The 25,591-nt window shown below is 45.0% G+C and carries 20 protein-coding genes, 2 tRNA genes and 2 rRNA genes; 23 read left to right on the top strand and 1 reads right to left on the bottom strand.

The window, feature by feature from the left end; genetic code table 11:
* The first annotated feature begins 1 nt into the window (after nucleotide 1).
* The 18 genes from lepB (MNR06_RS08285) to MNR06_RS08200 all read left to right on the top strand — a co-directional run bounded on the left by lepB (MNR06_RS08285) (nucleotide 2) and on the right by MNR06_RS08200 (nucleotide 18,901).
* Nucleotides 2-769 carry a signal peptidase I gene (lepB, locus tag MNR06_RS08285; protein WP_243540765.1) on the top strand — a complete coding sequence of 256 codons (768 nt, stop codon included), beginning with the start codon at nucleotides 2-4 and terminating at the stop codon, nucleotides 767-769.
* The gene (lepB, locus tag MNR06_RS08280; protein WP_243540764.1) at nucleotides 769-1,485 is read left to right on the top strand and encodes a signal peptidase I; all 717 of its coding nucleotides are present in this window, start codon (nucleotides 769-771) and stop codon (nucleotides 1,483-1,485) included. Before lepB (MNR06_RS08285) ends, lepB (MNR06_RS08280) begins: the two co-directional genes overlap by 1 nt.
* Nucleotides 1,486-1,530: 45 nt before the next feature.
* Nucleotides 1,531-2,208, top strand: a complete 678-nt coding sequence (gene lepB / locus MNR06_RS08275; protein WP_243540763.1) for a signal peptidase I — start codon at nucleotides 1,531-1,533, stop codon at nucleotides 2,206-2,208.
* A 35-nt stretch (nucleotides 2,209-2,243) separates the two neighbouring features.
* Entirely contained in the window at nucleotides 2,244-3,158 is a 915-nt protein-coding gene (locus MNR06_RS08270) for an aspartate carbamoyltransferase catalytic subunit (RefSeq protein ID WP_243540762.1), read from the top strand.
* Complete coding sequence (gene carA / locus MNR06_RS08265) at nucleotides 3,155-4,219, top strand: glutamine-hydrolyzing carbamoyl-phosphate synthase small subunit (protein ID WP_243540761.1); 1,065 nt, start codon at nucleotides 3,155-3,157, stop codon at nucleotides 4,217-4,219. Before MNR06_RS08270 ends, carA begins: the two co-directional genes overlap by 4 nt.
* Complete coding sequence (locus tag MNR06_RS08260; protein ID WP_243540760.1) at nucleotides 4,216-4,863, top strand: hypothetical protein; 648 nt, start codon at nucleotides 4,216-4,218, stop codon at nucleotides 4,861-4,863. Before carA ends, MNR06_RS08260 begins: the two co-directional genes overlap by 4 nt.
* Nucleotides 4,864-4,875: 12 nt before the next feature.
* Nucleotides 4,876-8,070 (top strand): carbamoyl-phosphate synthase large subunit, encoded by a 3,195-nt coding sequence (carB, locus tag MNR06_RS08255; RefSeq protein ID WP_243540759.1) that lies wholly within the window; start codon nucleotides 4,876-4,878, stop codon nucleotides 8,068-8,070.
* A complete protein-coding gene (locus tag MNR06_RS08250; RefSeq protein ID WP_243540758.1) occupies nucleotides 8,067-8,951 on the top strand; it encodes a substrate-binding domain-containing protein in 885 nt (294 codons plus the stop codon). Before carB ends, MNR06_RS08250 begins: the two co-directional genes overlap by 4 nt.
* 9 nt (nucleotides 8,952-8,960) lie before the next feature.
* Nucleotides 8,961-9,704 (top strand): ABC transporter ATP-binding protein, encoded by a 744-nt coding sequence (locus MNR06_RS08245; protein WP_243540757.1) that lies wholly within the window; start codon nucleotides 8,961-8,963, stop codon nucleotides 9,702-9,704.
* Complete coding sequence (locus tag MNR06_RS08240; RefSeq protein WP_243540756.1) at nucleotides 9,697-10,467, top strand: ABC transporter permease; 771 nt, start codon at nucleotides 9,697-9,699, stop codon at nucleotides 10,465-10,467. Before MNR06_RS08245 ends, MNR06_RS08240 begins: the two co-directional genes overlap by 8 nt.
* On the top strand, nucleotides 10,460-11,248 hold the full coding sequence (locus tag MNR06_RS08235) for a prepilin peptidase (RefSeq protein ID WP_243540755.1): 789 nt from the start codon (nucleotides 10,460-10,462) through the stop codon (nucleotides 11,246-11,248). The genes MNR06_RS08240 and MNR06_RS08235 overlap by 8 nt, the downstream gene beginning before the upstream one ends.
* Before the next feature lie 209 nt (nucleotides 11,249-11,457).
* On the top strand, nucleotides 11,458-12,510 hold the full coding sequence (pilM, locus tag MNR06_RS08230; RefSeq protein WP_243540754.1) for a type IV pilus assembly protein PilM: 1,053 nt from the start codon (nucleotides 11,458-11,460) through the stop codon (nucleotides 12,508-12,510).
* Nucleotides 12,507-13,115 (top strand): PilN domain-containing protein, encoded by a 609-nt coding sequence (locus MNR06_RS08225; protein WP_243540753.1) that lies wholly within the window; start codon nucleotides 12,507-12,509, stop codon nucleotides 13,113-13,115. The genes pilM and MNR06_RS08225 overlap by 4 nt, the downstream gene beginning before the upstream one ends.
* The gene (locus MNR06_RS08220; RefSeq protein WP_243540752.1) at nucleotides 13,112-13,708 is read left to right on the top strand and encodes a type IV pilus inner membrane component PilO; all 597 of its coding nucleotides are present in this window, start codon (nucleotides 13,112-13,114) and stop codon (nucleotides 13,706-13,708) included. The genes MNR06_RS08225 and MNR06_RS08220 overlap by 4 nt, the downstream gene beginning before the upstream one ends.
* Entirely contained in the window at nucleotides 13,705-14,463 is a 759-nt protein-coding gene (locus MNR06_RS08215) for a pilus assembly protein PilP (RefSeq protein WP_243540751.1), read from the top strand. Before MNR06_RS08220 ends, MNR06_RS08215 begins: the two co-directional genes overlap by 4 nt.
* A gap of 22 nt (nucleotides 14,464-14,485) precedes the next feature.
* The gene (gene pilQ / locus MNR06_RS08210) at nucleotides 14,486-16,681 is read left to right on the top strand and encodes a type IV pilus secretin PilQ (protein WP_243540750.1); all 2,196 of its coding nucleotides are present in this window, start codon (nucleotides 14,486-14,488) and stop codon (nucleotides 16,679-16,681) included.
* Nucleotides 16,682-16,692: 11 nt separating this feature from the next.
* Nucleotides 16,693-17,238: a hypothetical protein gene (locus MNR06_RS08205; RefSeq protein WP_243540749.1), complete on the top strand. Its 546-nt coding sequence runs from the start codon at nucleotides 16,693-16,695 to the stop codon at nucleotides 17,236-17,238.
* 361 nt (nucleotides 17,239-17,599) lie between these two features.
* Complete coding sequence (locus tag MNR06_RS08200; protein WP_243540748.1) at nucleotides 17,600-18,901, top strand: replication-associated recombination protein A; 1,302 nt, start codon at nucleotides 17,600-17,602, stop codon at nucleotides 18,899-18,901.
* A 34-nt stretch (nucleotides 18,902-18,935) separates the two neighbouring features.
* On the opposite strand, the gene MNR06_RS08195 is transcribed toward MNR06_RS08200, so the two are convergent.
* Entirely contained in the window at nucleotides 18,936-19,241 is a 306-nt protein-coding gene (locus tag MNR06_RS08195; RefSeq protein WP_243540747.1) for a cupin domain-containing protein, read from the bottom strand.
* 224 nt (nucleotides 19,242-19,465) lie between these two features.
* On the opposite strand from MNR06_RS08195, the gene MNR06_RS08190 reads away from it, so the two are divergent.
* The 5 genes from MNR06_RS08190 (at nucleotide 19,466) to MNR06_RS08170 (ending at nucleotide 25,337) form a co-directional block, all read left to right on the top strand.
* Entirely contained in the window at nucleotides 19,466-19,978 is a 513-nt protein-coding gene (locus MNR06_RS08190; protein ID WP_243540746.1) for a hypothetical protein, read from the top strand.
* 154 nt (nucleotides 19,979-20,132) lie between these two features.
* Nucleotides 20,133-20,208: transfer RNA gene (locus tag MNR06_RS08185), tRNA-Ala, on the top strand.
* 261 nt (nucleotides 20,209-20,469) lie between these two features.
* A 16S ribosomal RNA gene (locus tag MNR06_RS08180) occupies nucleotides 20,470-21,983 on the top strand.
* Between the two features lie 158 nt (nucleotides 21,984-22,141).
* Nucleotides 22,142-22,218, top strand: a tRNA-Ile gene (locus tag MNR06_RS08175).
* Between the two features lie 178 nt (nucleotides 22,219-22,396).
* A 23S ribosomal RNA gene (locus MNR06_RS08170) occupies nucleotides 22,397-25,337 on the top strand.
* The 16S and 23S rRNA genes sit together here with 2 tRNA genes alongside, the layout of an rRNA operon.
* Nucleotides 25,338-25,591 lie beyond the last annotated feature (254 nt).

Here is a 25,591-nt window from a genome sequence, read left to right as displayed (position 1 = left end):
CATGAGCGACAACAAGAATAGCTGGAACTGGCGCACAAAACATTTTTGGACTGAAGGGTGGGGCTCTCTATTCTTAGCTGTGTTTATCGCCTTGTTCATTCGCTGGGGCTTTATTGAAGCTTACGTGATTCCTTCTGGATCGATGCTTCCATCGTTGTTGATTCATGACCATATCTTCGTAAATAAACTTACTTACGGCCTTCGCGTCCCATTCAGCGAAAAATGGTTAGTGAAGTTCAACGAACCAAAACGTGGTGAAGTGATTGTCTTTAAATATCCTAAAGACATGAGCACATTCTTCATCAAACGTATCGTGGGTGAATCCGGCGATAAGATTTATTATGAAAACGGAACTCTTTACGTGAACGATAAGCCCGTTGAAAAGAAAGTTCCTGCAGACATGGAAGATTTCGAATGGCTGCGCGATGCTGACTTCCAACGTGACGGCAATATCAACGACAACAAAGACAACTACGTAGAATTCTGGGAAGAACTTCCAGGTGGCAAAGGTCACGCGATTCTTTTGCGCAAAGGCGATATCTACGAAACGTTTGGGCCTGTGACTGTTCCTAACGACCATCTTTTTGTGATGGGTGATAACCGCATGAATTCTTCAGACGGCCGTGTGTGGGGCTTTTTGCCGAAGCAAAACATTTTGGGCCGGGCGATGTTCGTATGGTTAAGCTGTGAAGAAACAATTCCGGTACTGCCGATGCTGTGCAATCCGTTGACTGTGCGTTGGGGCCGATTCTTCCACCCAGTTAATTAATGTCTGAAACAAGCGACACTTCAAAACAGACCAATTTAAAAGGAACGTGGAATCAAGCCATTCTAACGTTCCTTTTTCCGTTACTACTTGTGTTTGGAGTGCGTTGGGCGGTGGTTGAACCCTTTGTCATTCCTTCTGGTAGCATGATCCCAAATCTTTTGGTTCATGATCATATCTTAGTTAAAAAATTCGCTTACGGTTTACATATTCCTTTTAGCAACACCTGGCTTGTGAAATGGTCTGCTCCAAAACGTGGAGAAATTGCCGTTTTCAAGTACCCTGAAAATCCCGACGTTTACTACATCAAACGCTTAATAGGTCTTCCTGGCGATAAAATTGAAATCATCAATGGCCGAATCACAGTGAATGGACAAAGCTTTCTTTTGACACCGCTGGATCTTCCGGGACAAGACGCCGGTTTTAAATATTTTGCTGAAGAAAATCTGGATAGTTCTGCTTACACAGTTCGCTTCTTGTCGGATGCCGAAGGTGGTAGCCCGCAGGTGTTTGTTGTGCCTGAAGGAAATTATTTCTTCATGGGCGATAACCGTGACCAATCCAGTGATTCCCGCGCGTGGGGTTTTGTAAAAGATGATTACATCGTCGGAAAAGCCTGGGTTGTATGGTTGTCATGTGAAAACACTTTGCCAACAATGACTTTTGTCTGCGATCCATCGCAAATTCGTTTTCAACGCCTTTTTAAAAACGTCTATTAGAATTTGTCTTTCCTTATTAAAGCAGATGGTCCTAGAATTAAATCTATGAACCGTTGGCGAGATTATTTAACAACTTTGATTTTAGCAGTCCTGTGTGCGCTTTTCGTGCGCAGCTTTTTAGTGACTGCTTATAAAGTGCCAACGGGATCAATGCAGCCCACTCTTAAACCTGGCGATTTTATCTTTGCGACTCGTTTTAGTTATGGTCTTTCGATTCCCTTTGCCAATAAAAAGTGGGAAGCGACGGTGCCAGATCGCGGTGACTTAGTTGTATTCACTTATCCGAACCAGCCGGGAGTCACATACGTAAAACGAGTGGTCGGCCTGCCTGGTGATAAAGTTCAAATCACTCAAGGTCGTTTGATTTTAAATGATCAAGCGATGGAGTATGAAAAAGACTCAAATCCATCCAAGGACAATCCAAATCCAGAGCTTTTTGATATCTTCACAGAAAACTTAGGCGAAGATCAATGGCGGGTGATTTTCCAAAAACAACCCGAAATAAAAGATTTCGGTCCTTTAGTAGTTCCTCCTGGAGAGGTTTTCCTGTTAGGGGATAACCGTGACGCAAGTGACGACTCGCGCTATTGGGGGACGGTCCCCATGAGCCAAGTGGTTGGAAAAGTTGTTTTTATTTGGCTTTCCTTAGATTGGCAAAAGAAGTGGGGGGCGGATCGTTACCCTTCAGTGCGTTGGGAAAGAGTTTTTTCTAGGGTGTATTGACATATTTGTCTTCGATCCATATTCTCGGGTTCTAGATGTTATCTAGAACAAAGCACTCCATTCTTGATCTTAATTCTCTTGAAAAAACTAAAATCGACTTTCTATTTTCTGTGGCAGACAGAATTGCTGCCGATGAGTCGTTAGACTTTAAGGGCTTCGGAAAAACCGGAGCCCTTTTGTTTTTTGAAGCTAGCACTAGAACTCGCATGAGCTTTGAAACCGCCTGCGCGCGATTGGGAATCCACTCTTTACGGTTGGATGGCAAAGCGGGAACTAGTTTAGAAAAAGGCGAAACTTTAGAAGACACCGTTTTAAATGTCGACGCCATGAACCCGTCATTCTTGGTTGTTCGTTGTGGCGACGACTTGGATCTTGAAGATTTAAGCAAAAAGGTTCAAAGCCCCATTTTAAATGCAGGTTGGGGTAAAAAGGGTCATCCGACTCAGGCGTTATTAGATGCTTATACTATTCGTAGACACTTAGGAACTTGCCATGGTCAGAAGGTTTTGATCGTCGGTGATGTTCGTCACAGTCGCGTAGCTTCCTCTCACTTTGAATTGGCGCAAAAACTTGGTTATGAAGTCGCTTTGTGTGGACCAAAAGAGTTCTTACCTGAAAGTGCAAAAGTAAAAGTCTTTTCTTCATTGCGTGAAGGTTTAGAGTGGTCGACAGCGGCAATGGCTTTAAGAGTTCAACTTGAACGTCATCAAGGTTCTTATTCATTAGAAAACTACCGTGCCCAGTTTGGTTTTACGGTGGAAAATCTAAAACACCTGTCCAGTAAAGCATTGATCATGCACCCAGGTCCTATCAATCAGGGGACAGAGCTTGATACAGAGGTGCTAAGTGATCCACGTTGCAAAGTTTTGGATCAAGTCACGAACGGTGTTTATATTCGTCAGGCTTTAATTTATCTCACAGTTCAATCCATGTCGGAGGCGCAGTCATGAAGGGCTATCTTGTTTTAGAAAGTGGAGAAGTGTACTCAGGTCTATGGCATGGTGGACAAGATCGCGCTGGCGAAGTGGTTTTTAATACTTCCCACTCTGGTTACGAAGAAATCGCCACGGATCCTTCTTATTTTTCACAAATCGTCGTAATGACAGCACCTATGCAAGGAAACTACGGAATCCAAGATGACGTGTGGGAATCCCGCAAGCTTTGGATTGAAGGTTTCTTATGTTTGGAAATCCAAGACACGGCCCGTGACCAAGCTTGGAAAAAGCGACTCACTGATAACGGCATTCCACTTTTAACGGAACTTGATACACGCAACCTTGTTTTGCGACTGCGCCAAGGGGGGACACCTTGGGGTGCATTAGTAAATGCCGCTTCTGAAGATGAGGCTAAGAAAAAAGCACAAGGTTTGATCGATCAGAAAAAACAGATGGATAAAGACTGGGTTTATCTGACATCACGATCTGAAGTGGAAGTTCGCCGTGGCGACAATATGGTAGGACCTAAAGTCGCTGTTTTAGATTTCGGCAGCAAAGAAAACATCTTGCGCGAACTGACGCAAAGATGCTCTGAAGTGAAGGTTTTTAACAGCCGTTCTACAATCAAAGACATTCTAGATTACAACCCAGACGGCATCATGCTTACTAACGGTCCTGGCGATCCTGCAGATGTGAAAGTGGCGGCCGGAACTGTGCGCGAACTTCTAGGGGTCAAGCCGATCTTCGGGATCTGCATGGGCCATCAAATTTTGGCGCTGGCTTTAGGGGCAAAAACCTACAAGCTTAAATTCGGTCACCGCGGCAGCAATCATCCCATCCGCGACACTCTGCTTAATCAAATTTATATGACAAGCCAGAACCACGGTTATGCTGTGGAAGCTAGCAGTTTGCCTTCTGACGTGAAAGTCACCCATGTAAATTTAAATGATGGCACTGTGGCAGGTTTTTATAGTGAAAAACTAAAGTGTTTAGGAATACAATATCACCCGGAAAGTTGTCCTGGGCCGCATGAAGCGTCGGGGCTATTTAGTTATTTTGTCGAGCGGATGATATGAACGAATATGAAAAGCTAATAGAAAAAATTCTGAACCACTTTGTAAGCGAAAATTTCAAGGACGAGTTGGCCATGGCCAAAAAAGAGTTCTTTGAAAACGCTGGAACGTTGGATGAAAACTCCACCCATTACGAATCCCGTATGGCACAGTTTTATGATTGGTATTTTTTCACCAGAGAGCTTAAAGGCATGGGCCAGACGCCTCTGAATGCTTGCCACTTGGTTCGTGAGCTTCGTTTTTCTGAAGAAGAACTAAGAACTTTGGAAGTTTTAAAACAAAACCGACATTCGATTTTCGAGTTTATTAAAATCAAAAATGGTGATGTGTACATTAAAGATCTTTTGGCGAATAAAAAGCTGGTTGTAAAACAATCACCTTATGTCTTCGGTTTCGATCCAGATGAGTTATTCGAAGTGCGCTTGATTCCTCACGGGGATTCTTACGTTTTCACCCGCGGCTTCTGTTTTCATCCCGAAAGTGCGAAGAAATTTATTTTGGGCGAAGTAAAACGCCATCGTAAAGATGCGGATTTAGATCCGAATCTTTTGATGCTTCGTCTGATTAAGATGCGTTACAAGTTTGAGCAATATAAACATGTGAAGCCCGAAATGATTTACTCGAATGAAGGTAAATTGGGCATCTAAAAGGGGGAACGAGTGTCGCGCAAGTCCAGTCTAAAAAGAGTTTTGATTATTGGATCTGGACCTATCGTAATTGGACAAGCGTGTGAGTTCGATTACTCTGGCACTCAAGCCTGCAAGGCTCTGATGAAAGAAGGATTGGAAGTTATTTTAGTTAACTCCAATCCAGCAACCATCATGACAGATCCTGAAGTGGCAACAAGAGTTTACGTAGAGCCACTTAAAGTCGATTACCTAGAACAAATCATCGCTAAAGAATTGCCAGATGCTGTGATCCCAACTTTGGGAGGACAAACAGCGCTGAATCTTGCCTTAGAACTTCACGCCAAAGGCATTCTGCAAAAATATAAAGTTGAACTTCTCGGCGCGACTCCGCAGGTGATTAAAGCCGGTGAAGATCGCGAAATCTTCAGAGGCATCCTCGATAAAATCGGTGCCCGTTACCCGAAAAGTCACCTGGTTCGTACATTTGAACATGGTATGCAGATCGCAGATGATCTTGGTTACCCAATGATCCTTCGCCCGAACTACACACTAGGGGGCGGCGGCGGCGGTATCGCGTACTCTCCAGAAGAATACAAAAAGATGCTTGTTCAGGCTTTGCATGAAAGTCCAACGTCCGAAGTTCTAGTGGAAGAAAGCATTCTTGGCTGGAAAGAATTCGAACTTGAAGTCATGCGCGACCATAAAGGCACTTTCGTGGTTGTCTGTAGCATTGAAAACTTAGATCCTTGCGGAGTTCACACTGGTGACAGTATCACCATCGCTCCTCAACAAACTTTAAGTGATCGCGAATATCAAGCGATGCGTGATGAAGCCTGCAAAATCATCAATGAAGTGGGCATTCAAACGGGGGGCGCTAACATTCAGTTTGCGGTTCATCCAACAACGGGCGAACGCGTAGTCATTGAAATGAATCCCCGCGTAAGTCGTTCTTCTGCGCTAGCAAGTAAAGCCACTGGATTCCCGATTGCAAAAATCGCAGCGTTACTAGCAATCGGTTACAGCCTTGATGAACTTCAAAATGACATCACAAAAGTAACACCATCTTGCTACGAGCCTGCATTAGATTACGTTGTTACTAAAATCCCTCGTTTCGCTTTTGAAAAATTCCCAGGCTCAAAAGACAGCCTAACGACGCAAATGAAAAGCGTCGGCGAAGTCATGGGGATCGGCAGAACTCTGCAAGAATCCATGATGAAAGCTTTAGCAAGCTTAGAAAAAAATCCCCAAGGGATCCCTGAAGTCATTTTAGAAACAGGTAAAGTCTCTTATCCAAACAGCCAACGTATTTATCATCTTTTCCAAGCTTTCCGTGATGGGAAGACAGTGGCGGATGTCGAGGAATTAACTCGCATCAATCCTTACTTCTTAGAACACATCGATGCCCTGATTAAATTTGAAGCTAAGTTCAAAAAAGAATTTAGCGAATCAAATTTAGATCTTCTGGTGGCAGCGAAAAGAAAAGGTTTTTCTGACGCCCGTTTGGCCGCTTTAGTTGGCAAAAAAGAAACTGATCTGCGTGCGTTAAGAGAAAAGCACAATCTGCTTCCAAAATACCAGCAAGTGGACACTTGCGCGGGCGAGTTTGAATCTTCGACTCCTTATTTCTATTCATCCTACTGGCCAAGTGCTTCTGCGAAAGTGGATGCGCCGAATGCTGTGGTGATCATCGGTAGCGGACCTAATCGTATCGGCCAAGGTATTGAGTTTGACTATAGCTGCGTTCGCGGTGTGAAAGCATTTCAGAAAAGCGGCAGCAAAGTTATCATGGTGAATTCAAACCCTGAGACTGTATCAACAGACTACGACACTTCCGACGTTTTGTTCTTCGAACCGCTGACTTCAGAAAGCCTAATTGAAATCATGCGCTTCATGAAACCAAAAGGTTTTGTCGCTCAACTAGGTGGACAAACACCAATCAATGTCGCTCCAGAATTAGTCAAAGCGGGATATACTTTATTAGGTTCTTCATTAGAAACGATCGACCTAGCAGAAGACCGCGGTTTGTTCTCTAAAATTTGCAGAGAGCTCAACTTTGAAATTCCAAACTCTGCGATGGCTGGTTCATTATCCGAAGCTTTGAAGTATGAATCTAGCGTTGGTTACCCGATGATCTGTCGTCCAAGTTATGTTCTGGGTGGTCGCCGTATGGAGGTCATCGAAAGTAATGACGAATTGATTTCATACTTCCAACGTCACGGGGATTATATTTCCGCTGATAAACCTTGCTTGATGGATCAATTCCTAGCAGGTGCCTTAGAAGTGGACGTAGACTTAGTTCGCGGCCCTGATTGGACAATCATCGGTGGCGTTGTCGAACATATCGAAGCAGCCGGGGTTCACTCAGGGGATTCGATGGGAGTGCTGCCTCCGCACCGTCTTAAAAAAGACACTTGCGATCGTATCGAAGAGCTAAGCCAAAAACTTGCCAATCGAATTGGCGTCATCGGGCACCTAAATCTGCAACTAGCGGTAAAGAACGATGTCGTCTACATGCTTGAAGCCAATCCGCGCAGCTCACGTTCAGTGCCATTCGTTGCCAAAGCAACCAGCATTCCATTGATTGATTTGGGTGTGGCCGCAATGCTTGGTAAAAAGAAAAGCGAGTTGAAACTGGATGGACTTAATTGGAGAAGCACGAAAAGCGTTTCAGTTAAGGGCGTGGTCTTTCCATTTAAGAAATTCCCAGAGTCTGATTCATTGTTAGGCCCTGAGATGAAATCCACGGGTGAAAGTATGGGACGCGGAAGAAACTATTCCGAAGCTCTTTCAAAAGCTTTCCTTTCAAGTAACATAAGACTTCCAAAGATGGGCCAAGTGTTCTTCTCTTTAAGAGATAAGGACAAAGACGGCATGCTGACTTTGGCTAAAGAATTACAGCGTATGGGATACGGGGTTTCAGCTACCACCGGGACCGCAACTTTCTTTAACGAACACGGTGTGAACTGCTTATCATTAAGAAAAGTAGATGAAGGTCGTCCTCACTGCGTGGATAAAATTCGTTCAGGTGAAGTTGCTTTCGTTATCAATACTACTTCGGGCCGTCGTGCTATCGAAGCAAGTTTTGATATCCGTCGCGCATGCACGGATTACAACATCCCATGCTTGACTGAAAGTGATGCCGCTGAAGCCTTTGTTCTTGCTTTAAAAAACGAAAGAAATGAGTCATCATCAGTCGAGGCCCTTTCGGCGATGGAGGAATTTTGAAAAGACTGATTCTTGGACTGATCACGCTGCTTGTTTTTTCACCAGTATTTGCTGAAAACACTCCAGCTGAGGAAGCACCACCAGCAATCACCATCGGTGTTATTCCAGGCGGCAATCCAGAAAACGTCCGAGAGCAAGGTCTAACGTTAGCAAAAGAGTTGCAAACGCGCTTAAACATTCCGGTAAACATCTACATTTCTAAAAATTATTCTGGCCTCATCGAGGCCATGAAAACAAAAAAAGTCGATTTCGCATTCTTTAGCTCAGCGACTTACGTTCTTGCTGAAGAACAAGCGAAAGCCAAAGTTCTATTAAAAAAATCATGGCATGAGCCTTACTACTATTCTATGGTCATCACGCCATTGCGCTCTGGAATTAAAAATCTGAAGCAGCTTAAAGGCAAAAGAATGGCCTTTGTCGATGATAAGTCATCATCTGGCTATCTTTATCCGTGGGCTGAGTTCAAAAAACTGGGGTTCAGTGAAAAAGATTTTAAAGAGATGGTCTTTACTGGCAATCACCAAGCTTCAATTCAGTTCTTAGAGGCTAAAAAAGTCGATGCCGCGGCTGTTTTTAGCGATGACGACAAAGGGGAACAAGGCGCTTGGAAGAAATTCGGCACCGATAAAAAAGCCAAATATCGTATCATTTGGCAAAGTCCTCCGATTCCGAACGATCCCTTCGCTGTTCGTCAGGATTTCTACGATCTATACCCTAAAACCACTCATTCTTTAATGTTTGCTTTGATTGATTTAGTTCAAGAAAATCGCGGTAAAGACACTTACACTGAAATTTTAGGTTCTCGCGACTTGATGCCAGCCACTTCTAAACAGTATGATCCTGTCAGGGAGATGGTGAAAGCTTTAGGGTTGAAGCCATAAAATTCAAACATGGACGTACTTTCAGTTAGAAATTTGAATAAGACATTCAAAGGGGGACTTTTTGAAAAGGACCGCCACGTCTTACAAAACGTGAGCTTTTCAATTCCCTCCGGTCAAACTACAGGTTTTGTCGGCAGCAATGGGGCGGGTAAAACCACAACGATCAAATGCCTTTTTGACTTCATTCGTCCTGATGCTGGTGACATTCACTTTTTCGGTAAACCCCTTTCCAGTGAATCTAAAACCCGTATTGGGTATCTTCCAGAGCGTCCATATCTCTATGAATTCCTAACCGGAATGGAATTTCTAAAGCTTCATTGGAATTTGTGTTTTGGATCTTCTTTAAAGAATTTCCACGAAAGTGCGCAAACAGCATTAAAAAAAGTCGACTTACTTGAAGCAAAGGATCGCCGCCTTCGCACTTATTCTAAAGGAATGTTGCAAAGAATTGGAATCGCTCAAGCCATTTTAACAAATCCGGATCTTATCATCTTGGATGAGCCAATGTCAGGCTTGGATCCCGATGGGCGAGCTTTAGTGAAAGACATCCTTCGTGAAGAACAAAAACGGGGGGTCAGCATCTTCTTCAGCAGTCATCTGCTTCAAGATATGGAAGAACTTTGTACCCATCTAGTGGTGGTCAATAAAGGTCGTATTCTTTATGACGGCGTCTTAAGCAGCTTCATGTCTGAGTTTAGTAGCTTAGAAAAGGCCTTTGCGGTTCTAAAGGGAAAAGAGCAATCCAATGGCTAAAATTTGGGCTTTGGGTCGCACCACATTACAAGAGATGCTTCGAGAAAGATTCTTTTTGGTCGTTCTTTTTATCGCGGCCATCATGTTAGCGCTCAGTTTTTTGCTTGGCGCTTTATCGTTTGCCGAACAACGAAAAATTCTTACTGATTTTGGCTTTTTATCTATCCAGATCGCTTTACTAGGCGTTTCGATTTTCGCCGGCGCTTTTCTAATTTCAAAAGAAGTTGAAAAGCAAACCTGCCTGCTTATTCTTTCCCGCCCGGTCAGCCGCCCGCAATTTTTGTTAGGTAAAATTCTGGGCGTATTAGGCTTAAATACTTTGTTGCTTTTGTTTTTATCGGTACTTCTTTTCTTCTTGTTAGGCTTGGCGAAGTCGCCTCAGCAGCTTGTTGCTTTCGCCGAAATCTGCCTCAGTCTTTGGTTTGAAAGTGCTATCGTCTTAGGATGCGTGATCGCCTTCAGTCTTGTCGTTCGCCCGGTGTTAGCTTTAACTGCAGGAGTGATGGTTTTTCTTTTAGGGCACTGGCTGAACGATCTTTCTTTTTTTGCAGAAAAAAGCAAAGATGCTTTTTTCATTCAAGCCGTCAAAGTTTTGCACTGGATGACTCCGAACCTTTTTAAAATGAATTGGAAGTCTTCTTATTATCTTGAAAACGGTATTCCAGCTCAGAACGTATTATGGATGCTGACCCACAGCTTAGGATGGGTGGTTTTACTGATTTTGATATCCAATGCGCTGTTTAGGAGAAAAGACATTGTCTAACATTGATTTCACATTTCTAGGGTTCTTTTTCATACTTGGCGCGATCTTTGGCAGCTTTGCCAACGTTATTATTTATCGCCTCCCAAAAGATGAAAGTGTAGTGAAGCCCCGCAGTTATTGTTATTCCTGTAAAACTCCGATTAAGTGGTATGACAACATCCCGATTTTAAGTTGGTTCATCTTAAAGGGTCGTTGCCGTAAGTGTAAGGCAAAGTATTCTTTCCGTTATCCATTGGTCGAACTTATTATGGCGAGCCTTTTTGCCTTAAGTTTTTATTACCTTGGATTTTCTTGGAGTCTTCCTGAATATTTGATTTTCATTTTCGGATTAGTCGTATGTACATTCATCGATCTTGATCACATGATCCTTCCCGATGAATTTACTCTTTCAGGGATTGTGATCGGACTTGTGGGTGCCGCCTTAAACCCTCACCGCGAATTTATGGATGCTTTTTGGGGTGTTTTAATGGGCGGTGGCTTTCTTTGGGGAATGGCTTACATCTACTACCTTTTAACTAAAAATGAAGGCATGGGTGGCGGCGATATAAAATTGCTTGCTTGGATCGGTGCTTTGTTAGGTTGGAAGGCCATTCCTTTTGTGATCATGACATCTGCGATCGTTGGTAGTGTCGTAGGTCTTTTTATGGCAAGAAAGCAAAACGCTGGGTTAAAAACCGTGATTCCTTTCGGACCTTATCTTGCGTTGGGCGCGGTCATTTATCTTTTTGGCGGCGAAACGATCGCTCTTTGGTATTTGAATCTGTTTCTTCCATCAGTTTAAGGGGATAGAAAGCTAGACTAAGGACGGTCAAAGCAAGACCAAAGTTCACCTCGCTTCTGTGCTATTTTGTTTCTTCAAACGGTTCACTGGACCCTTGTTTGACATTCCCACTTTGAGCAGAAATAATTTTACTATTAGGACTTGTGTCCCAAAGACGTAAGTCGTTGAAATGACATCTTTGTGGCACAACCCGGGGAAGCAGCAAACGCATGTTTTTTAAGTCAAAGAAAGTTATAGGACTCGATATCGGAACGAGTTCGATTAAGTTAGCTGAGATGGACTTCAATGGAAAAGGAGCCCAACTGCTTTCTTTTGGTTTTGCACCCACTCCTCCGAACTCCGTGACTGGCGGGGAGATCGTCGACATTGCTTCTGTCGGAATCGCGATTCAGTCATTAATAAACGAAGTAAAAACAAAACGAAAAAATATTGCCACTGCCATGTGGGGAACTGCCGTGATCGTTAAGAAAATCACCATTCCCCGTATGGATAAAAAATTGATTAAAGACCAAATTCGTTTTGAGGCTGAACAATACATTCCTTTTGATATCAACAATATCAGCTTAGCCCATCACATTCTTGCAGCCAGCAGTTCCCCAGACACAATGGATATTCTTCTTATTGCTGCTCAAAATGAGCTGGTCACGCAATACACCCAAGTGATCGAGGTCAGTGGTTTAACTTGTGGGGTTCTTGACGTCAGCGGTTTTGCATTAGCGAACGCCTTTGAATTGAACTACGGAAAAATCCCAGGTGAAATCATCGGTATCTTAAATTTCGGTGCTTCAATTACGAACTTCGTCGTCGTTCAAAACGGGGAAGTTATTTTCTGCCGCGATATTCCTGTGGGTGGCGCTAACTATACAAATGAGATCCATAAAGCGATGGGTGTCACTGTCGGTGAAGCAGAAGCTTTAAAACTCAGCGCCGTTTCCCGTCGCGAAGTGCCCGATGAAGTTCACAGTATCATTAGTGCAACCAATGAAGCCGTGACGGAAGAGATCCGCAGCAGTTTAGACTTTTTAAGTGCCACAACAAATGGCCTTGTTCTAAATCGTTGTTTTTATACTGGCGGAAGTTCGGCAACTTCGGGTCTTATTGAAACAGTGTCACGCGTAACGGGTATTTTGATGGAACCCTTCAATCCGTTCTTAAGAGTGAAGGCCAATCCTAAAAAATTCTCTCCTGAATATTTAGATCAGATCAGTTCTTTTGCTGGTGTAGTAACGGGTCTTGCTCTTAGAGAAAAGGGGGATGCATGATTAAAATCAATCTTGCATCCAACGCCGCCATCAGTGCTGGATCCCCCATAAGTGCTAACCTTGGTATTTCTTCAGACACATTTTTAGCGCCTGATGAAGTAAGAAAAGAGGCTCTGAAGCGTTTGATCGTCATATTGATGGGTCCCTTGGGCTTTTTCATTTATGAAAACCAAAACGTCCCAGCTAAAATTGCTGAATTGAATGCTAAGCAACAGATGCTAGCAGAGTTGCAAAACTACAACTCTAGACAAGCGGCTTCAGTGGCTGAAATTAAAAAGTTTAAAGAAGACGAGGCTTTGATTGAAGCCCGTATTTCTGCCTTAGAAAAAATCGCTAAGGATCGCCAACGCGAAATTCGCGTCTTGGATCTATTGCAAACAGTTATCCCGGAAAAGGCGTGGTTAACACGTATTCAGGTAAATCCGGATAAAGTGAATGTTCAAGGTCTAGCATTAAGCGACTTTGAGGTTTCTCAGTTTTTGGAAGCTTTGACGAAAAGTGTATTCCTGATGGATGTGAATTTGGTTAGTTCAAGCGAGATCACACAAGAAGGTGTGGTCTTAAAAAAATTTGAAATCAGCTGTGTATTGGAGAGAGCAGAATGAATAAATTCTTCGATCAACTCGCAGCTCAACCATTTAATAAGGTCCTATTCATCGGTTTAGTACTAACTGGATTGTATTGGTATGCTGTTTATGATGACGGTACAGCTGTTGATGAACAAATTGCTACCATTGCTCAACAACTCCAAGAAGAAGAAAATAAGAAAAAAGACACCGACGCGACATTAAAGCAAGTTCAAGAGATGCAAGAAAAAGTAGGACAGTTAAGTGCGAAGTACCAAGAAATCTCGCGCCGTCTTCCGTCCGTTTTATTCTCGATTGATATCAATAAAGCGATCGATGATTTTGCTCGTAACTCTGGCGTCAGTGTAAAATCAAAGAAACCTAGTGAAAACATCAAAAAGGAAGTAGTTGAAGAAGTTCCGGTGGAAGTCAGTCTTGAGGGCTCTTACGCCGAACTTGCACAATTTACTTTCTTGGTTTCAACAGCAGAAAGAATGGCTCGGGTAAAAAACATTGTCATTTCAGAGCCAGAGCCGAATTCAAAACGTATTAAGTTTGAAGGTCAGGTAGTAGGATACAAACTTGCTCCTGAAGAAAAAAAGAAACCTGAAGGCACGGAGACTCCACAGTGAAGTCTTTAAGATGGGTTGTATCTTACATACTAGTTGCATCATTGGGACTGTGGGCGGCCTTCGCAGTCAGCATGAAGTTTATGACCCCGGCTTATTCCCAGGGCAATGCGCCTGCAAGTGGGGATTTGCCTGCTGAGTTTTTAAAAGAAATGGAAGCGACTCAAGTTCCTGGCAAGCCAGATGCTAAAGACTTGGTCCCACCAACTCCAGAATCAGCGACGCCTCCTCCAGCACAAGCTCCGACTCCAGGTGGCGGACCTGCTCCAACCCAAGAGCCCGTTCCCCAGCCACCTGCGGAATCTATGCCTTCGCAAGTGCCAGCTCCTCCACAAGGAATGGATGCGCCCGTGGGTGATGGTGCAACGGCGGCTCCGGCCCAGCAGTTCATCCCTAAGGATGATTATTTTTATGACCCAACTGGCAAAAGAGATCCTTTCAAAGTTTTCCGCACGGCACGTCCAACAACGACAGTGTCAGCAGATAGCTCTGTAAAACAACAAGAAGTTCTTGAGCCGTTACAACGTTGGGAACTTGAGCGTTTACAAATCGTAGGAATTTTGTGGGATGTTAAAAAGCCCCGTGCCATGGTGAGAGATCCAGATGGCACTGTTTACACTGTAGTTAAGAACTCAAAGATCGGCCGAAACGAAGGTTTTGTGGCGGCCATCCGTGAGGGAGAAATCGTCATCATGGAAACTAGGTACGAAGACGGAAAATCCCTTAAAGAACCACGTATTTTGGAATTAAAAAAGTAGTACTTTTTTTCAGGAGGAACTAATGAACGGATTCATTAGACTAGTAATCCTTAGTGCAATGATTGCATCACTCACCTCATGCGCCAGCCGCCCGGTTGAAGACGATTTGTCTTTAGATGGTGCTGAGTCCACTGAAGAGGTTGCTGCGGCAGACAGCGAAACCAGCGAGGGCAGCGAAGATTTTTCTGATTTTGAAGAATCAGATGTTGATAAACAAGCTCAGACTGAACAAGCTCCCGCTGAACCTCAGCAAGCACAGGGTGATCAAGACCTTGCTGTTGAAGAAGAAGTAAACCAAGCCGGAGTAGAACAACCTGCAGATGTTCCTCCACCAACAGAACAAGCGGCGGCGGAACCTCCTCCACCAGAACCAACACAAGAGGCAGCACCAACGGAAGACCCGTTTGCCGATAGTGGAATTGCTGACAATGAGCCAACTCCACCAGCTGAGCCTGTGCAAACAGAAACTATTCCAAGTCCTGTGCAAGAAACTTCGCCGCAAGTTGCAGCGCCGACGGGCGCCCCTGCAAACATCACTGATTTGCAGTTTAAAGCCAATGAGTCTGGTGGCACCATTATCGTTCAAGCTGATAAGCCGCTATCTTATACGACAAGAACTAATCCTGAATTGCGCCAATATATTATTGAAGTGAACAATGCGATTCTTCCAGATCGTTTAAAACGTTCCCTTAACACTCGTGATATCAAAGGCAGTGTGGGTGCGATTGATGCCTATCAAAATCCAGGTTCAAACACCGCGCGCTTCGTGATTCAGCTTCGTGAAGGCGTGGGCGAGCCCGCAGTACAAACAGAAGGCAACAGTCTGTTAGTGGTTGCAAGTGGCGGATCTTCTTCTGATGTGGCTTCGCAAGAACCGCAAGCAGTTCAAGGTGCCGAAGTTGACGGTGAAAGCCAAATTTTACCAAGCCAAAATCTGACAGAGTTCCTTGCTGGCAACAACAAGTTCTATGGTAAGAAGATCTCTTTAGAAACCAACAATATGGATATCCGCGACGCCTTAAACTTCATCACTGAAGAAAGCGGCGTCAACATGGTGATCTCTGAAGATGTTAAAGGCGCTGTCAGCTTAAAGCTGCGCCAAGTTCCTTGGGACCAAGCTTTGGTTGTGATCATGAAAGCGAAAAAGCTTGGATACACTCGCCAAGGTAACGTTCTAAGAATCGCGCCACAAACTGACTTAAGAGCGGAAGAAGATGACGCGACTAAAATGGCTCAAGCAAGAAAGAACATTGAACCTCTTAAAGTTCGTATGTTCCCAGTAAGCTATGCCCGTGTTGAAGAGCTTGAAAAGAAAATCAAAGATTTCTTAGGTGATCGCGGCAGAGTCGTCGGTGACGCTCGTACCAACGCCTTGGTAGTTACTGACATCGAAGAAAACTTAGAGCGCGCAGCTAAACTTATCGCAAGTTTGGATACGCAACCTCCGCAAGTTTTAATCGAAGGTAAAATCGTAGAAGCAAAAGAAAGCTTCACTAGAAATATCGGTGTGAACTGGGGCGCTTCCGGCTCACCAATCAAACTGGGCTCAACAGCGCGTGGCCCGGTGAACATGAATCCAAGCTTTAACGTCAATCCAGGCGCGAACACTCCAGGAAATTTGAATTTCAACTTGGCAGTGGGAACTCTGGATGTATTCGGTACTTTACAGGCAGCACTTTCATTATCAGAAAGCGAAGAGCAGGTTAAAATCATCTCGGCTCCAAGAATCATGACAATGACCAACGAAAGAGCCGACATTAATCAAACGACTGAGGTGCCAGTTCGTCAGGTGACTCAAAACGGGACAGCGACTCAAGAGACGTTCCAGTTTAAACCGTTAACTTTAAGATTAGAGGTTACACCTCAAGTGACGGCAGACGGTTCTGTTATAATGAAAGTACTTGTAAACAGACAGTTTAGAGGTGCAGACGTCAGCAGTGCGGGACAAGGCGCTTTTGCGGTGAATAGCCGGGAAGCCAATACCCGCGTGCTAGTTAAGAACGGTCAAACAGCAGTCATCGGCGGTATCTATCAAAGTGATGCGACAGACGGTGAAACGGGTGTGCCATGGTTCCGTGAACTTCCTTTCGTGAGTTATTTGTTCAAGACAAAAAATATCTCGAAAGAAAAGTCTGAACTTCTTATCTTCCTGACCCCAAGAATCGTGGGACAGTTAGATACGGGGGTAACTGCGGCACCTAACACTCAAGACTTCTAAAAGGAGCGGACATGAAAAAAATATTGTGCGTTCTTGTGGCAAGTTTATTTCTTGCCAGTTGTTCAACCGAAGACCAAAACGTAGAGGTGGCGATCAGTTCGTCGTCACTTCCACTGATTCCGGCGACAGCCATTAGCTGTCTAGCAGTTCAAAACGCGGGCGGTGACGCTCCCACAGCCGACATTTCCCCGAGCTACTTCAAAGTTCCGACAATTACGTTTTCCCGAAAAGATGCTAGTAAGATTTTAATTATTGCGTTCCTTCGCATCAGCATCCCGATTCCTGGCAGCTCTACTCCAGTAACTTGTGAAGTGGGCGGTGACGCTTTAGCAGCACTAAAAAGTACATGGTTTGCAAGTTCTACGAAGGAAGCGGCCATTGCAGCAGGCACTGCTACAGATGCCACCGACTGTCCTCTTTATTGCGGCGGTATTCAGGCTGATACTCAGTTCACCGCAAGCGGAACAATGGAAGTCTTCGGGTTAGAGCGTGATCCTACTTCTCTTGAAGAAACTCCGGTGCGGATTCAAACACCAATCACCATCCAAAGCTACTAACTTACGGCTGATGAAAAGGGCCCAATCGACTGCGTTGTGTTTCGGGCTCCTGCCCGAAACCCCTGCGGGGCTTGCGCGCAAAAATGCCCTCCTGGCATTTTTGTCGGACTCTTCACTTCTTAGCGCCGCCCTTCGGAAAAAATGGGACAATAATCCGGATAGATTTAAAAGGTGCCTGCTTCTTTTTTCGGTCCATGGCGCGTCAAATAGTGTTGGGGGCTGGGTTCTTTCAGCGGGGACCTGAACTTTTAGTCGTACGTTAATTAAGATTAGTGCCTTCTTCCTTTCTTTTAATATGTTGGTTCTTTGATTTACTAAATCTGTGATGCCAAACCCGTCGGGGTTGGTTTATTACCTATGCATGGATTTATTTTCTGCCTCTAATGCTGCTTTAAGTTCTTCTCCGCTTTCAGAGATTCTTCGTCCGAAAAATCTGGATGAAATCATTGGGCAGGAAAAGACACTGGGGGCTCATTCAAAGTTAGGGCAGATGCTTCGTAAGGGATATCTTCCTAGCTTGATTATCTGGGGGCCTCCAGGTACGGGTAAAACGACCTTCGCCCTTGCACTTTCCCAGCACTTCAATGCGCATTTCGAAAACATCAACGCTGTCGAAGCGGGTGCCAAGGTTCTTCGTGAAGTAGGGGAGGCGGGTAAAGACCGTCGTCTTCAGTTCCAACAAAAGACTGTGCTTTTTGTGGATGAAATTCATCGCTTTAATAAAGCTCAACAAGACGTTCTTCTGCCTTTTGTTGAAAAAGGCGATCTTGTTCTAGTTGGTGCTACTACTGAAAATCCAAGCTACGAATTGAATCGAGCTCTTTTAAGCCGCTGTCGCGTTGTGATTTTCGAGCGTCTGTCTGAAGAAGATCTCAGTAAGATCGTCATACGCGCCGAAAACCACTATAAAAAGCCCCTTGAATCGGTCCTTACAAAAGAAGCGATCGATAATCTTTTAGAATACTCAGACGGGGATGCACGCAGGCTTATTAATAGCCTTGAGATCATCTACACCTACACAAAAGACGCCGAAGAAGGCGAAAGACTTGATCGCAATGAAATGCGCGAGCTGCTCCAGCAAAATCCCCTGGGCTACGATAAAAGCTCCGAGATGCACTATGATCTCATTTCTGCCTTCATTAAAAGTGTGCGCGGAAGCGACCCAGATGCAGCCGTTTATTATCTAGCAAGAATGCTCGACGGCGGGGAAGATCCTATCTTTATCGCTAGAAGGCTTATCATTCTGGCATCAGAAGATATCGGGAATGCAGATCCCCGAGGTATTACGGTAGCCACTTCAGGCTTGCAGGCCGTAGAAGCCATCGGTCTTCCAGAAGGCGCTATAACTTTAGCACAAGTGACGACTTACCTAGCTTCGTGCCCAAAATCCAATGCTTCTTATATGTCTTTAAATAAAGCCCGTGAACTGGTTGAGAAAACTAGAACCTTACCAGTTCCGTTACACCTGCGCTCTTCAAAAACCGCACTTTCAAAGGAACTTGGTTACGGGAAAGACTATCGATATCCCCACAATTATCCCACAGGCTGGGTAGAACAAGGGTATCTCCCTGAAGAAATTCAAGGCGCACAACTTTACGAGCCGACAAACCGGGGCTTCGAAAAGAACATCAAGGACTATTTAAGCTGGATGAAAAATAAGTGATCAGAAATGCCTTCAAGAACTGAAGGCATTTTTTTTAGATCGCACGATGAGCGCAAACGCAAATGCAGTTTTGATTTCCCTGAGCCATATGAGAGTGCTTAGTGTTAGCAGGAATTTCCACTCTGTCGCCAGGACGTAAAACAAATTGATTTCCAGAGATATTAAAAATCATTTCTCCAGATACAACCACTCTGACTTCAGCAAAGGGATGGCGATGATCTTGAATCTTAATGGAAGGTTCGTAAACCTCTTCGTAAGGTTCTAATCCTTCAGACTCAAGAATCATTTGAACCTGTTGTTTTGTCGGAACTATTGGTGCTTGCCAACGCGTGATCATCATAGGGAGGGCCCTCTTTCGAATAATGTTATCTCAAATCGAAACGGCAAGTACAAGTCACGCCGCCTATGAATCTCGCCTTGAAACACTGTCCACACAGAATGCTCAATTTGCTACAGGCTATCCGACCTGTTTATTACCTTTTTTTGTTTTGTCGTTAAGTCCGCGAATGAATTGTCGATACCTAGAATGTAAAGAGGAAAGCCCTATTATTAGGGGAGGGTATTTTGAGCAGTAAAACGAAATCGACACATGCTGAATTAGATCACATCTTGAATTTTGTCGATGCCTCGAAAGGTCTTCGTGCGAAGATCAGCGAGTCAGGTCGAGTTCAGATTTCGCAAGACCTAGATGGTAAGGTGTTTTCCTTCATCACTCAGGATCTCAGTGAGATCCTTCATCGTGCAGACTCAGAGGGTAAGCCCTTCATTCAAGTTAACTTCAAGAATGGCACAAAGGTGCTTTTGACAGAGAACCTTGTAGGCTTCAAACCTCTAGAGACTTTGGGGTTAGACATGGCTCGAATCCCAAAAGTAGTTACGACTCCAGATCTAGTAAGCGTATTTGAAGCTATTGAAGAATCATTAGGTTCAGATGCGGGCGGCGATCAAGAGACCGAAATCCTTAAAAAAGTGTATATGGCCATCGTTTCTGGCGGAGAAAAAGTAGGGTTTGACCTAAGCTTTGAAAGAAAGTGGTTGAATAGACTTTTGGCGTCAAAATTTAACGCCAGCGCTTAAAATTAAGTAAATACAGCAACTTAAATAAGATTTTTGTAAACCGAGGCGCAAGCCTCGGTTTATGTCTTAGGCAACTTCAACGAACTAATTAAATTTTCGAAAAAAAGCTATTGACCTTTTTGGGCCGTTACGAGAAAACAGCTCCACTTCGTTCGGGGGCATAGCTCAGCTGGGAGAGCATCTGATTTGCATTCAGAAGGTCGCAGGTTCGATCCCTGTTGCCTCCACCAAACTTTTTTAGACTTTTGTCGAATGACGAAAAAATAAAAAAAAGAACGTTGACGAGGACAAAAAAATCGATAAGATTGTTACCTCGCGCTTTTGAATAGAAAGCGAAATTGAATTGAAAAATTCGCTCTTTGAAAACTGAATAGCTAGATATGATAGATTTTTGGGCTCTTTGAATGATGAGTAATTATCATTCACAATTTCAAAAAATATATTCGAACAAACACAGCGTAAGCTAGTTGTTTGCTTAGAGAACAGAATTATAACTGGAGAGTTTGATTCTGGCTCAGAACAAACGCTGGCGGCGTGCCTAATACATGCAAGTCGAACGGGGAAAGCTTTCGGGTGAGTACTAGTGGCGCACGGGTGAGTAACGCGTGGATAATCTGCCTTGAAGAGGGGGATAACTAGTCGAAAGATTAGCTAATACCGCATAAGACCACAAGAACTGAGGTTCAAGGGGTCAAAGGTTTTTCGCTTCAAGATGAGTCCGCGTAAGATTAGCTAGTTGGTGAGGTAATGGCTCACCAAGGCGACGATCTTTAACTGGTCTGAGAGGATGATCAGTCACACTGGAACTGAGACACGGTCCAGACTCCTACGGGAGGCAGCAGTAGGGAATATTGCACAATGGAGGAAACTCTGATGCAGCGACGCCGCGTGAGTGATGAAGGCCTTCGGGTCGTAAAGCTCTGTCGCAGGGGAATAACACAATGAATGTACCCTGTAAGAAAGGATCGGCTAACTTCGTGCCAGCAGCCGCGGTAAGACGAGGGATCCTAGCGTTGTTCGGAATCATTGGGCGTAAAGCGGGTGTAGGTGGCTATGTAAGTCAGGTGTGAAAGCCTAGGGCTCAACCCTAGAAGTGCATCTGATACTGCGTAGCTTGAGTGCTGGAGAGGATAGTAGAATTGTTGGTGTAGTGGTGAAATACGTAGATATCAACAGGAATACCGGTGGCGAAGGCGGCTATCTGGCCAGACACTGACACTCAGACCCGAAAGTGCGGGGATCAAACAGGATTAGATACCCTGGTAGTCCGCACCATAAACGATGGATACTTGTTGTTGGAGGTATTGACCCCTTCAGTGACGAAGCTAACGCGTTAAGTATCCCGCCTGGGGAGTACGGTCGCAAGATTAAAACTCAAAGAAATTGACGGGGGCCCGCACAAGCGGTGGAGCATGTGGTTTAATTCGATGCAACGCGAAGAACCTTACCTAGGCTTGACATGTACTGGAAGACTGGCAGAAATGCCGTCGCCCGCAAGGGTCGGTACACAGGTGCTGCATGGCTGTCGTCAGCTCGTGTCGTGAGATGTTGGGTTAAGTCCCGCAACGAGCGCAACCCCTGCATTTAGTTGCCAGCATTCAGTTGGGCACTCTAGATGGACTGCCGGTGTTAAACCGGAGGAAGGTGGGGATGACGTCAAGTCCTCATGGCCCTTATGCCTAGGGCTACACACGTGCTACAATGGTGGTCACAGAGCGAAGCTAAGCCGCAAGGTAGAGCAAATCGCTTAAAAGCCATCTAAGTTCAGATTGATCTCTGCAACTCGAGATCATGAAGTTGGAATCGCTAGTAATCGCGGATCAGAATGCCGCGGTGAATACGTTCCCGGGCCTTGTACACACCGCCCGTCACACCATGAAAGTCGGCTGTACCAGAAGTCGCTGCGCTAACCGCAAGGAGGCAGGCGCCCAAGGTATGGTCGATGATTGGGGTGAAGTCGTAACAAGGTAGCCGTAGGGGAACCTGCGGCTGGATCACCTCCTTTCTAAGGATTATCCGGTCAATCTTCATTAAGACTTGTTCTTAATAAGTTAAAATGACCCAATCTTAGGTCAACTCACTCTTCCCGAGTGGGTGAGTCCCAAAAATCTCATCTAGCTATTTAGTTTTGAAAGAGTGATTTCTCACTCGAAAATCCCACACGGGCCTGTAGCTCAGTTGGTTAGAGCACACGCTTGATAAGCGTGGGGTCGGATGTTCAAGTCATCCCAGGCCCACCAACTTAGTCGCAGAAGTGTGATCGGTAAACGATCCATGGCCTAAGTTGCCGATTCACTCCGACTCCGTCGGAGTAGATTTGTAAGGGATGCGCGAGAGAGAATTTGCTTCGAACGATTTTCGTTCTTTGACAACTGAATAGATTGATTTAATTGATTTTTAGCGAGGTTAGTTCCATTTTTTTAAGCTACAAAGGGCTTACGGTGGATGCCTTGGCACTAAGAAGCGATGAAGGACGTGGTAAGCTGCGATAAGCTTCGGGGAGTGGCACACACACTTTGATCCGGAGATTTCCGAATGGGGAAACCCACCATTTATGGTATCACTCACTGAATTCATAGGTGTTTGAAGCGAACGAGGGGAAGTGAAACATCTCAGTACCCTCAGGAAGAGAAATCAAATCCGAGATTACCCTAGTAGTGGCGAGCGAACGGGTAACAGCCTAAACCTTAATCATTTATTTGATTGAGGGGTCGTGGGACCACAATGTGGGACTTAAGAAGTTAGATTAACAGTCTGGAAAGTCTGGCGAAACAGGGTGATAGCCCCGTAATCGAAAACTTCAAGAGCCCTAGTGGCATCCCGAGTACCACGGAACACGTGAAATTCCGTGGGAATCTGCGAGGACCACCTCGTAAGGCTAAATATTCCTTAGTGACCGATAGAGGACAAGTACCGTGAGGGAAAGGTGAAAAGAACCCCGAGAGGGGAGTGAAATAGAACCTGAAACCGTAAGTCTACAAGCAGTTAGAGCCCTTTATATGGGCGATAGCGTACCTTTTGCATAATGAGTCAGCGAGTTATGTTTGCATGCGAGGTTAAGCCGTTGAAGGTGGAGCCGTAGCGAAAGCGAGTCTGAATAGGGCGATTTAGTATGCAGGCATAGACCCGAAACCCGGTGATCTAATCATGGCCAGGTTGAAGCGGAGGTAACACTCCGTGGAGGACCGAACAAGTTGAGGTTGAAAACTCTTTTGATGAGCTGTGATTAGGGGTGAAAGGCCAATCAAACTGGGTGATAGCTGGTTCTCCCCGAAATATATTTAGGTATAGCGTTGAGTAAAAAGTATCGTGGAGGTAGAGCACTGAATGGGCTAGGGGTCTTTACCGGATTACCAAACCCAAATAAACTCCGAATGCCACAGATATGTTCCTCAGCAGGCAGACGCAGGGTGATAAGGTCATGCGTCGAGAGGGAAAGAGCCCAGACCAACAGCTAAGGTCCCTAAATGCACGCTCAGTGGAGAACGTTGTGGAGTTACTTTGACAACTAGGAGGTTGGCTTAGAAGCAGCAATCCTTTAAAGAAAGCGTAATAGCTCACTAGTCTAGTGACTCTGCGCGGAAGATACAACGGGGCTAAGCGTGTTACCGAAGCTTTGGATTAAGATATTTTATATTTTAGTGGTAGGGGAGCGTTCTAGTGTAGGATGAAGATTGACCGGTAGGACAGTTGGACGAACTAGAAGTGATCATGCTGACATAAGTAGCGTTGAACTCGGGTGAAAAACCCGGGCGCCGAAAACTCAAGGATTCCTGGGCAAGGATAATCCTCCCAGGGTTAGTCGAGACCTAAGATGAGGCCAATTGGCGTAATCGATGGCAAAACGGTTAATATTCCGTTACCTAGCAAATTGTGTTTAAGGAATGACGGTGTAGGATATCACAGCCTCTTATTGGATTGAGGTGTAAGCATGTAGGAGGATCAGTAGGCAAATCCGCTGGTCGTAACTCTGAGGTGTGAATGCGAGGGACTTTGTCCCGGAAGTGTGAAAAGCCATGCATCCAAGAAAAGTTTCGTAAATTTAGATTTGTTAGCTCGTACCGTAAACCGACTCAGGTGAGTGGGGTGAATATCCTAAGGCGATGGGGTGAATTTTGGTCAAGGAACTCGGCAACTTAACACCGTAACTTCGGGAAAAGGTGTGCCTAAGAGAGTGTAAGGGCTTGCCCCCCAAGCTTTTTTAGGTCGCAGAGAAATGGGAGTAGCGACTGTTTATCAAAAACACAGGTATGTGCAAAGTCACAAGACGAAGTATACATACTGACGCCTGCCCGGTGCTGGAAGGTTAAGAGGATTAGTTAGCGCAAGCGAAGCTGAGAATCGAAGCCCCAGTAAACGGCGGCCGTAACTATAACGGTCCTAAGGTAGCGAAATTCCTTGTCGGGTAAGTTCCGACCTGCACGAATGGCGTAACGACTTCTCCGGTGTCTCGACCAAATGCCTCGCGAAATTGAATTCTCGGTGAAAATGCCGAGTACCCGCAGAAAGACGGAAAGACCCCGTGAACCTTTACTGTAGCTTGGCAGTGATTTTAGAGTTGGCATGTGTAGGATAGGTGGGAGACTTTGAAGCCGGGGCGCTAGCCCCGGTGGAGTCAACCTTGAAATACCACCCTTGGCAACTTTGAAATCTAACCTGCTGCTCTTTACGAGCAGAGGGACACTGTCTGGTGGGCAGTTTGACTGGGGCGGTCGCCTCCCAAAAAGTAACGGAGGCGCGCGATGGTCCCCTCAGCCTGATTGGAAACCAGGCGTCGAGTGCATTGGCATAAGGGGGCTTGACTGCGAGACCTACAAGTCGAGCAGGTGCGAAAGCAGGCCAAAGTGATCCGGTGGTCCCGCGTGGAAGGGCCATCGCTCAACGGATAAAAGGTACTCCGGGGATAACAGGCTTATTCCATCCAAGAGTCCATATCGACGATGGAGTTTGGCACCTCGATGTCGGCTCATCACATCCTGGGGCTGGAGCAGGTCCCAAGGGTTTAGCTGTTCGCTAATTAAAGTGGTACGCGAGCTGGGTTCAGAACGTCGTGAGACAGTTTGGTCCTTATCTTCTGTGGGCGTATGAGATTTGCGCAGACCTGTCCTTAGTACGAGAGGACCGGGATGGACGAACCTCTGGTGTTCCTGTTGTCGCGCCAGCGGCAATGCAGGGTAGCTATGTTCGGAATTGATAACCGCTGAAAGCATCTAAGCGGGAAGCAAACTGCAAGATTAGATCTCACTGGGGCTTCGGCCCCCTAAAGACTCCTTGGAGACTACGAGGTTGATAGGCAGAAGGTGTAAGTGTAGTAATACATTCAGCTGATCTGTACTAATAGGTCGTGAGGCTTTTTTAAATTTTTTCTTCTTAATTTTATTAACGAAGATTTCGTCTCTAAGACTTCTTTGAAAAAAGAACGAGAGACTAGCTCTCTGAATAAGTAAGAGAGTGATAATTGGAACTAACAGAACCTTACTCTAACGAAGTTAGAGTGTATAAGGCTCGCTAAAAATCAGTTAAATTAATCATTCGGTTGAATAACCAAAGTTCTATCCGGATCGCGAGATCCTGGATAAAACAAGAGGGAGAAATCCTCTTGGAGAGCTAAGA

It is taken from the genome of Bdellovibrio reynosensis (genome assembly GCF_022814725.1).
Classification (GTDB): Bacteria; Bdellovibrionota; Bdellovibrionia; order Bdellovibrionales; family Bdellovibrionaceae; genus Bdellovibrio; species Bdellovibrio reynosensis.
The sequence above is the reverse complement of the archived record's forward strand: the minus strand, read 5'-3'. Positions and strand labels throughout refer to the sequence as shown.

Bases quoted from the DNA above. Each gene is read 5' to 3' on its own strand.
- lepB (WP_243540765.1), top strand. From the start codon at position 2: ATGAGCGACAACAAGAATAGCTGGAACTGGCGCACAAAACATTTTTGG.
- lepB (WP_243540764.1), top strand. From the start codon at position 769: ATGTCTGAAACAAGCGACACTTCAAAACAGACCAATTTAAAAGGAACG.
- lepB (WP_243540763.1), top strand. From the start codon at position 1,531: ATGAACCGTTGGCGAGATTATTTAACAACTTTGATTTTAGCAGTCCTG.
- MNR06_RS08270 (WP_243540762.1), top strand. From the start codon at position 2,244: ATGTTATCTAGAACAAAGCACTCCATTCTTGATCTTAATTCTCTTGAA.
- carA (WP_243540761.1), top strand. From the start codon at position 3,155: ATGAAGGGCTATCTTGTTTTAGAAAGTGGAGAAGTGTACTCAGGTCTA.
- MNR06_RS08260 (WP_243540760.1), top strand. From the start codon at position 4,216: ATGAACGAATATGAAAAGCTAATAGAAAAAATTCTGAACCACTTTGTA.
- MNR06_RS08245 (WP_243540757.1), top strand. From the start codon at position 8,961: ATGGACGTACTTTCAGTTAGAAATTTGAATAAGACATTCAAAGGGGGA.
- MNR06_RS08240 (WP_243540756.1), top strand. From the start codon at position 9,697: ATGGCTAAAATTTGGGCTTTGGGTCGCACCACATTACAAGAGATGCTT.
- pilM (WP_243540754.1), top strand. From the start codon at position 11,458: ATGTTTTTTAAGTCAAAGAAAGTTATAGGACTCGATATCGGAACGAGT.
- MNR06_RS08225 (WP_243540753.1), top strand. From the start codon at position 12,507: ATGATTAAAATCAATCTTGCATCCAACGCCGCCATCAGTGCTGGATCC.
- MNR06_RS08220 (WP_243540752.1), top strand. From the start codon at position 13,112: ATGAATAAATTCTTCGATCAACTCGCAGCTCAACCATTTAATAAGGTC.
- pilQ (WP_243540750.1), top strand. From the start codon at position 14,486: ATGAACGGATTCATTAGACTAGTAATCCTTAGTGCAATGATTGCATCA.
- MNR06_RS08205 (WP_243540749.1), top strand. From the start codon at position 16,693: ATGAAAAAAATATTGTGCGTTCTTGTGGCAAGTTTATTTCTTGCCAGT.
- MNR06_RS08200 (WP_243540748.1), top strand. From the start codon at position 17,600: ATGGATTTATTTTCTGCCTCTAATGCTGCTTTAAGTTCTTCTCCGCTT.
- MNR06_RS08195 (WP_243540747.1), bottom strand. From the start codon at position 19,241: ATGATGATCACGCGTTGGCAAGCACCAATAGTTCCGACAAAACAACAG.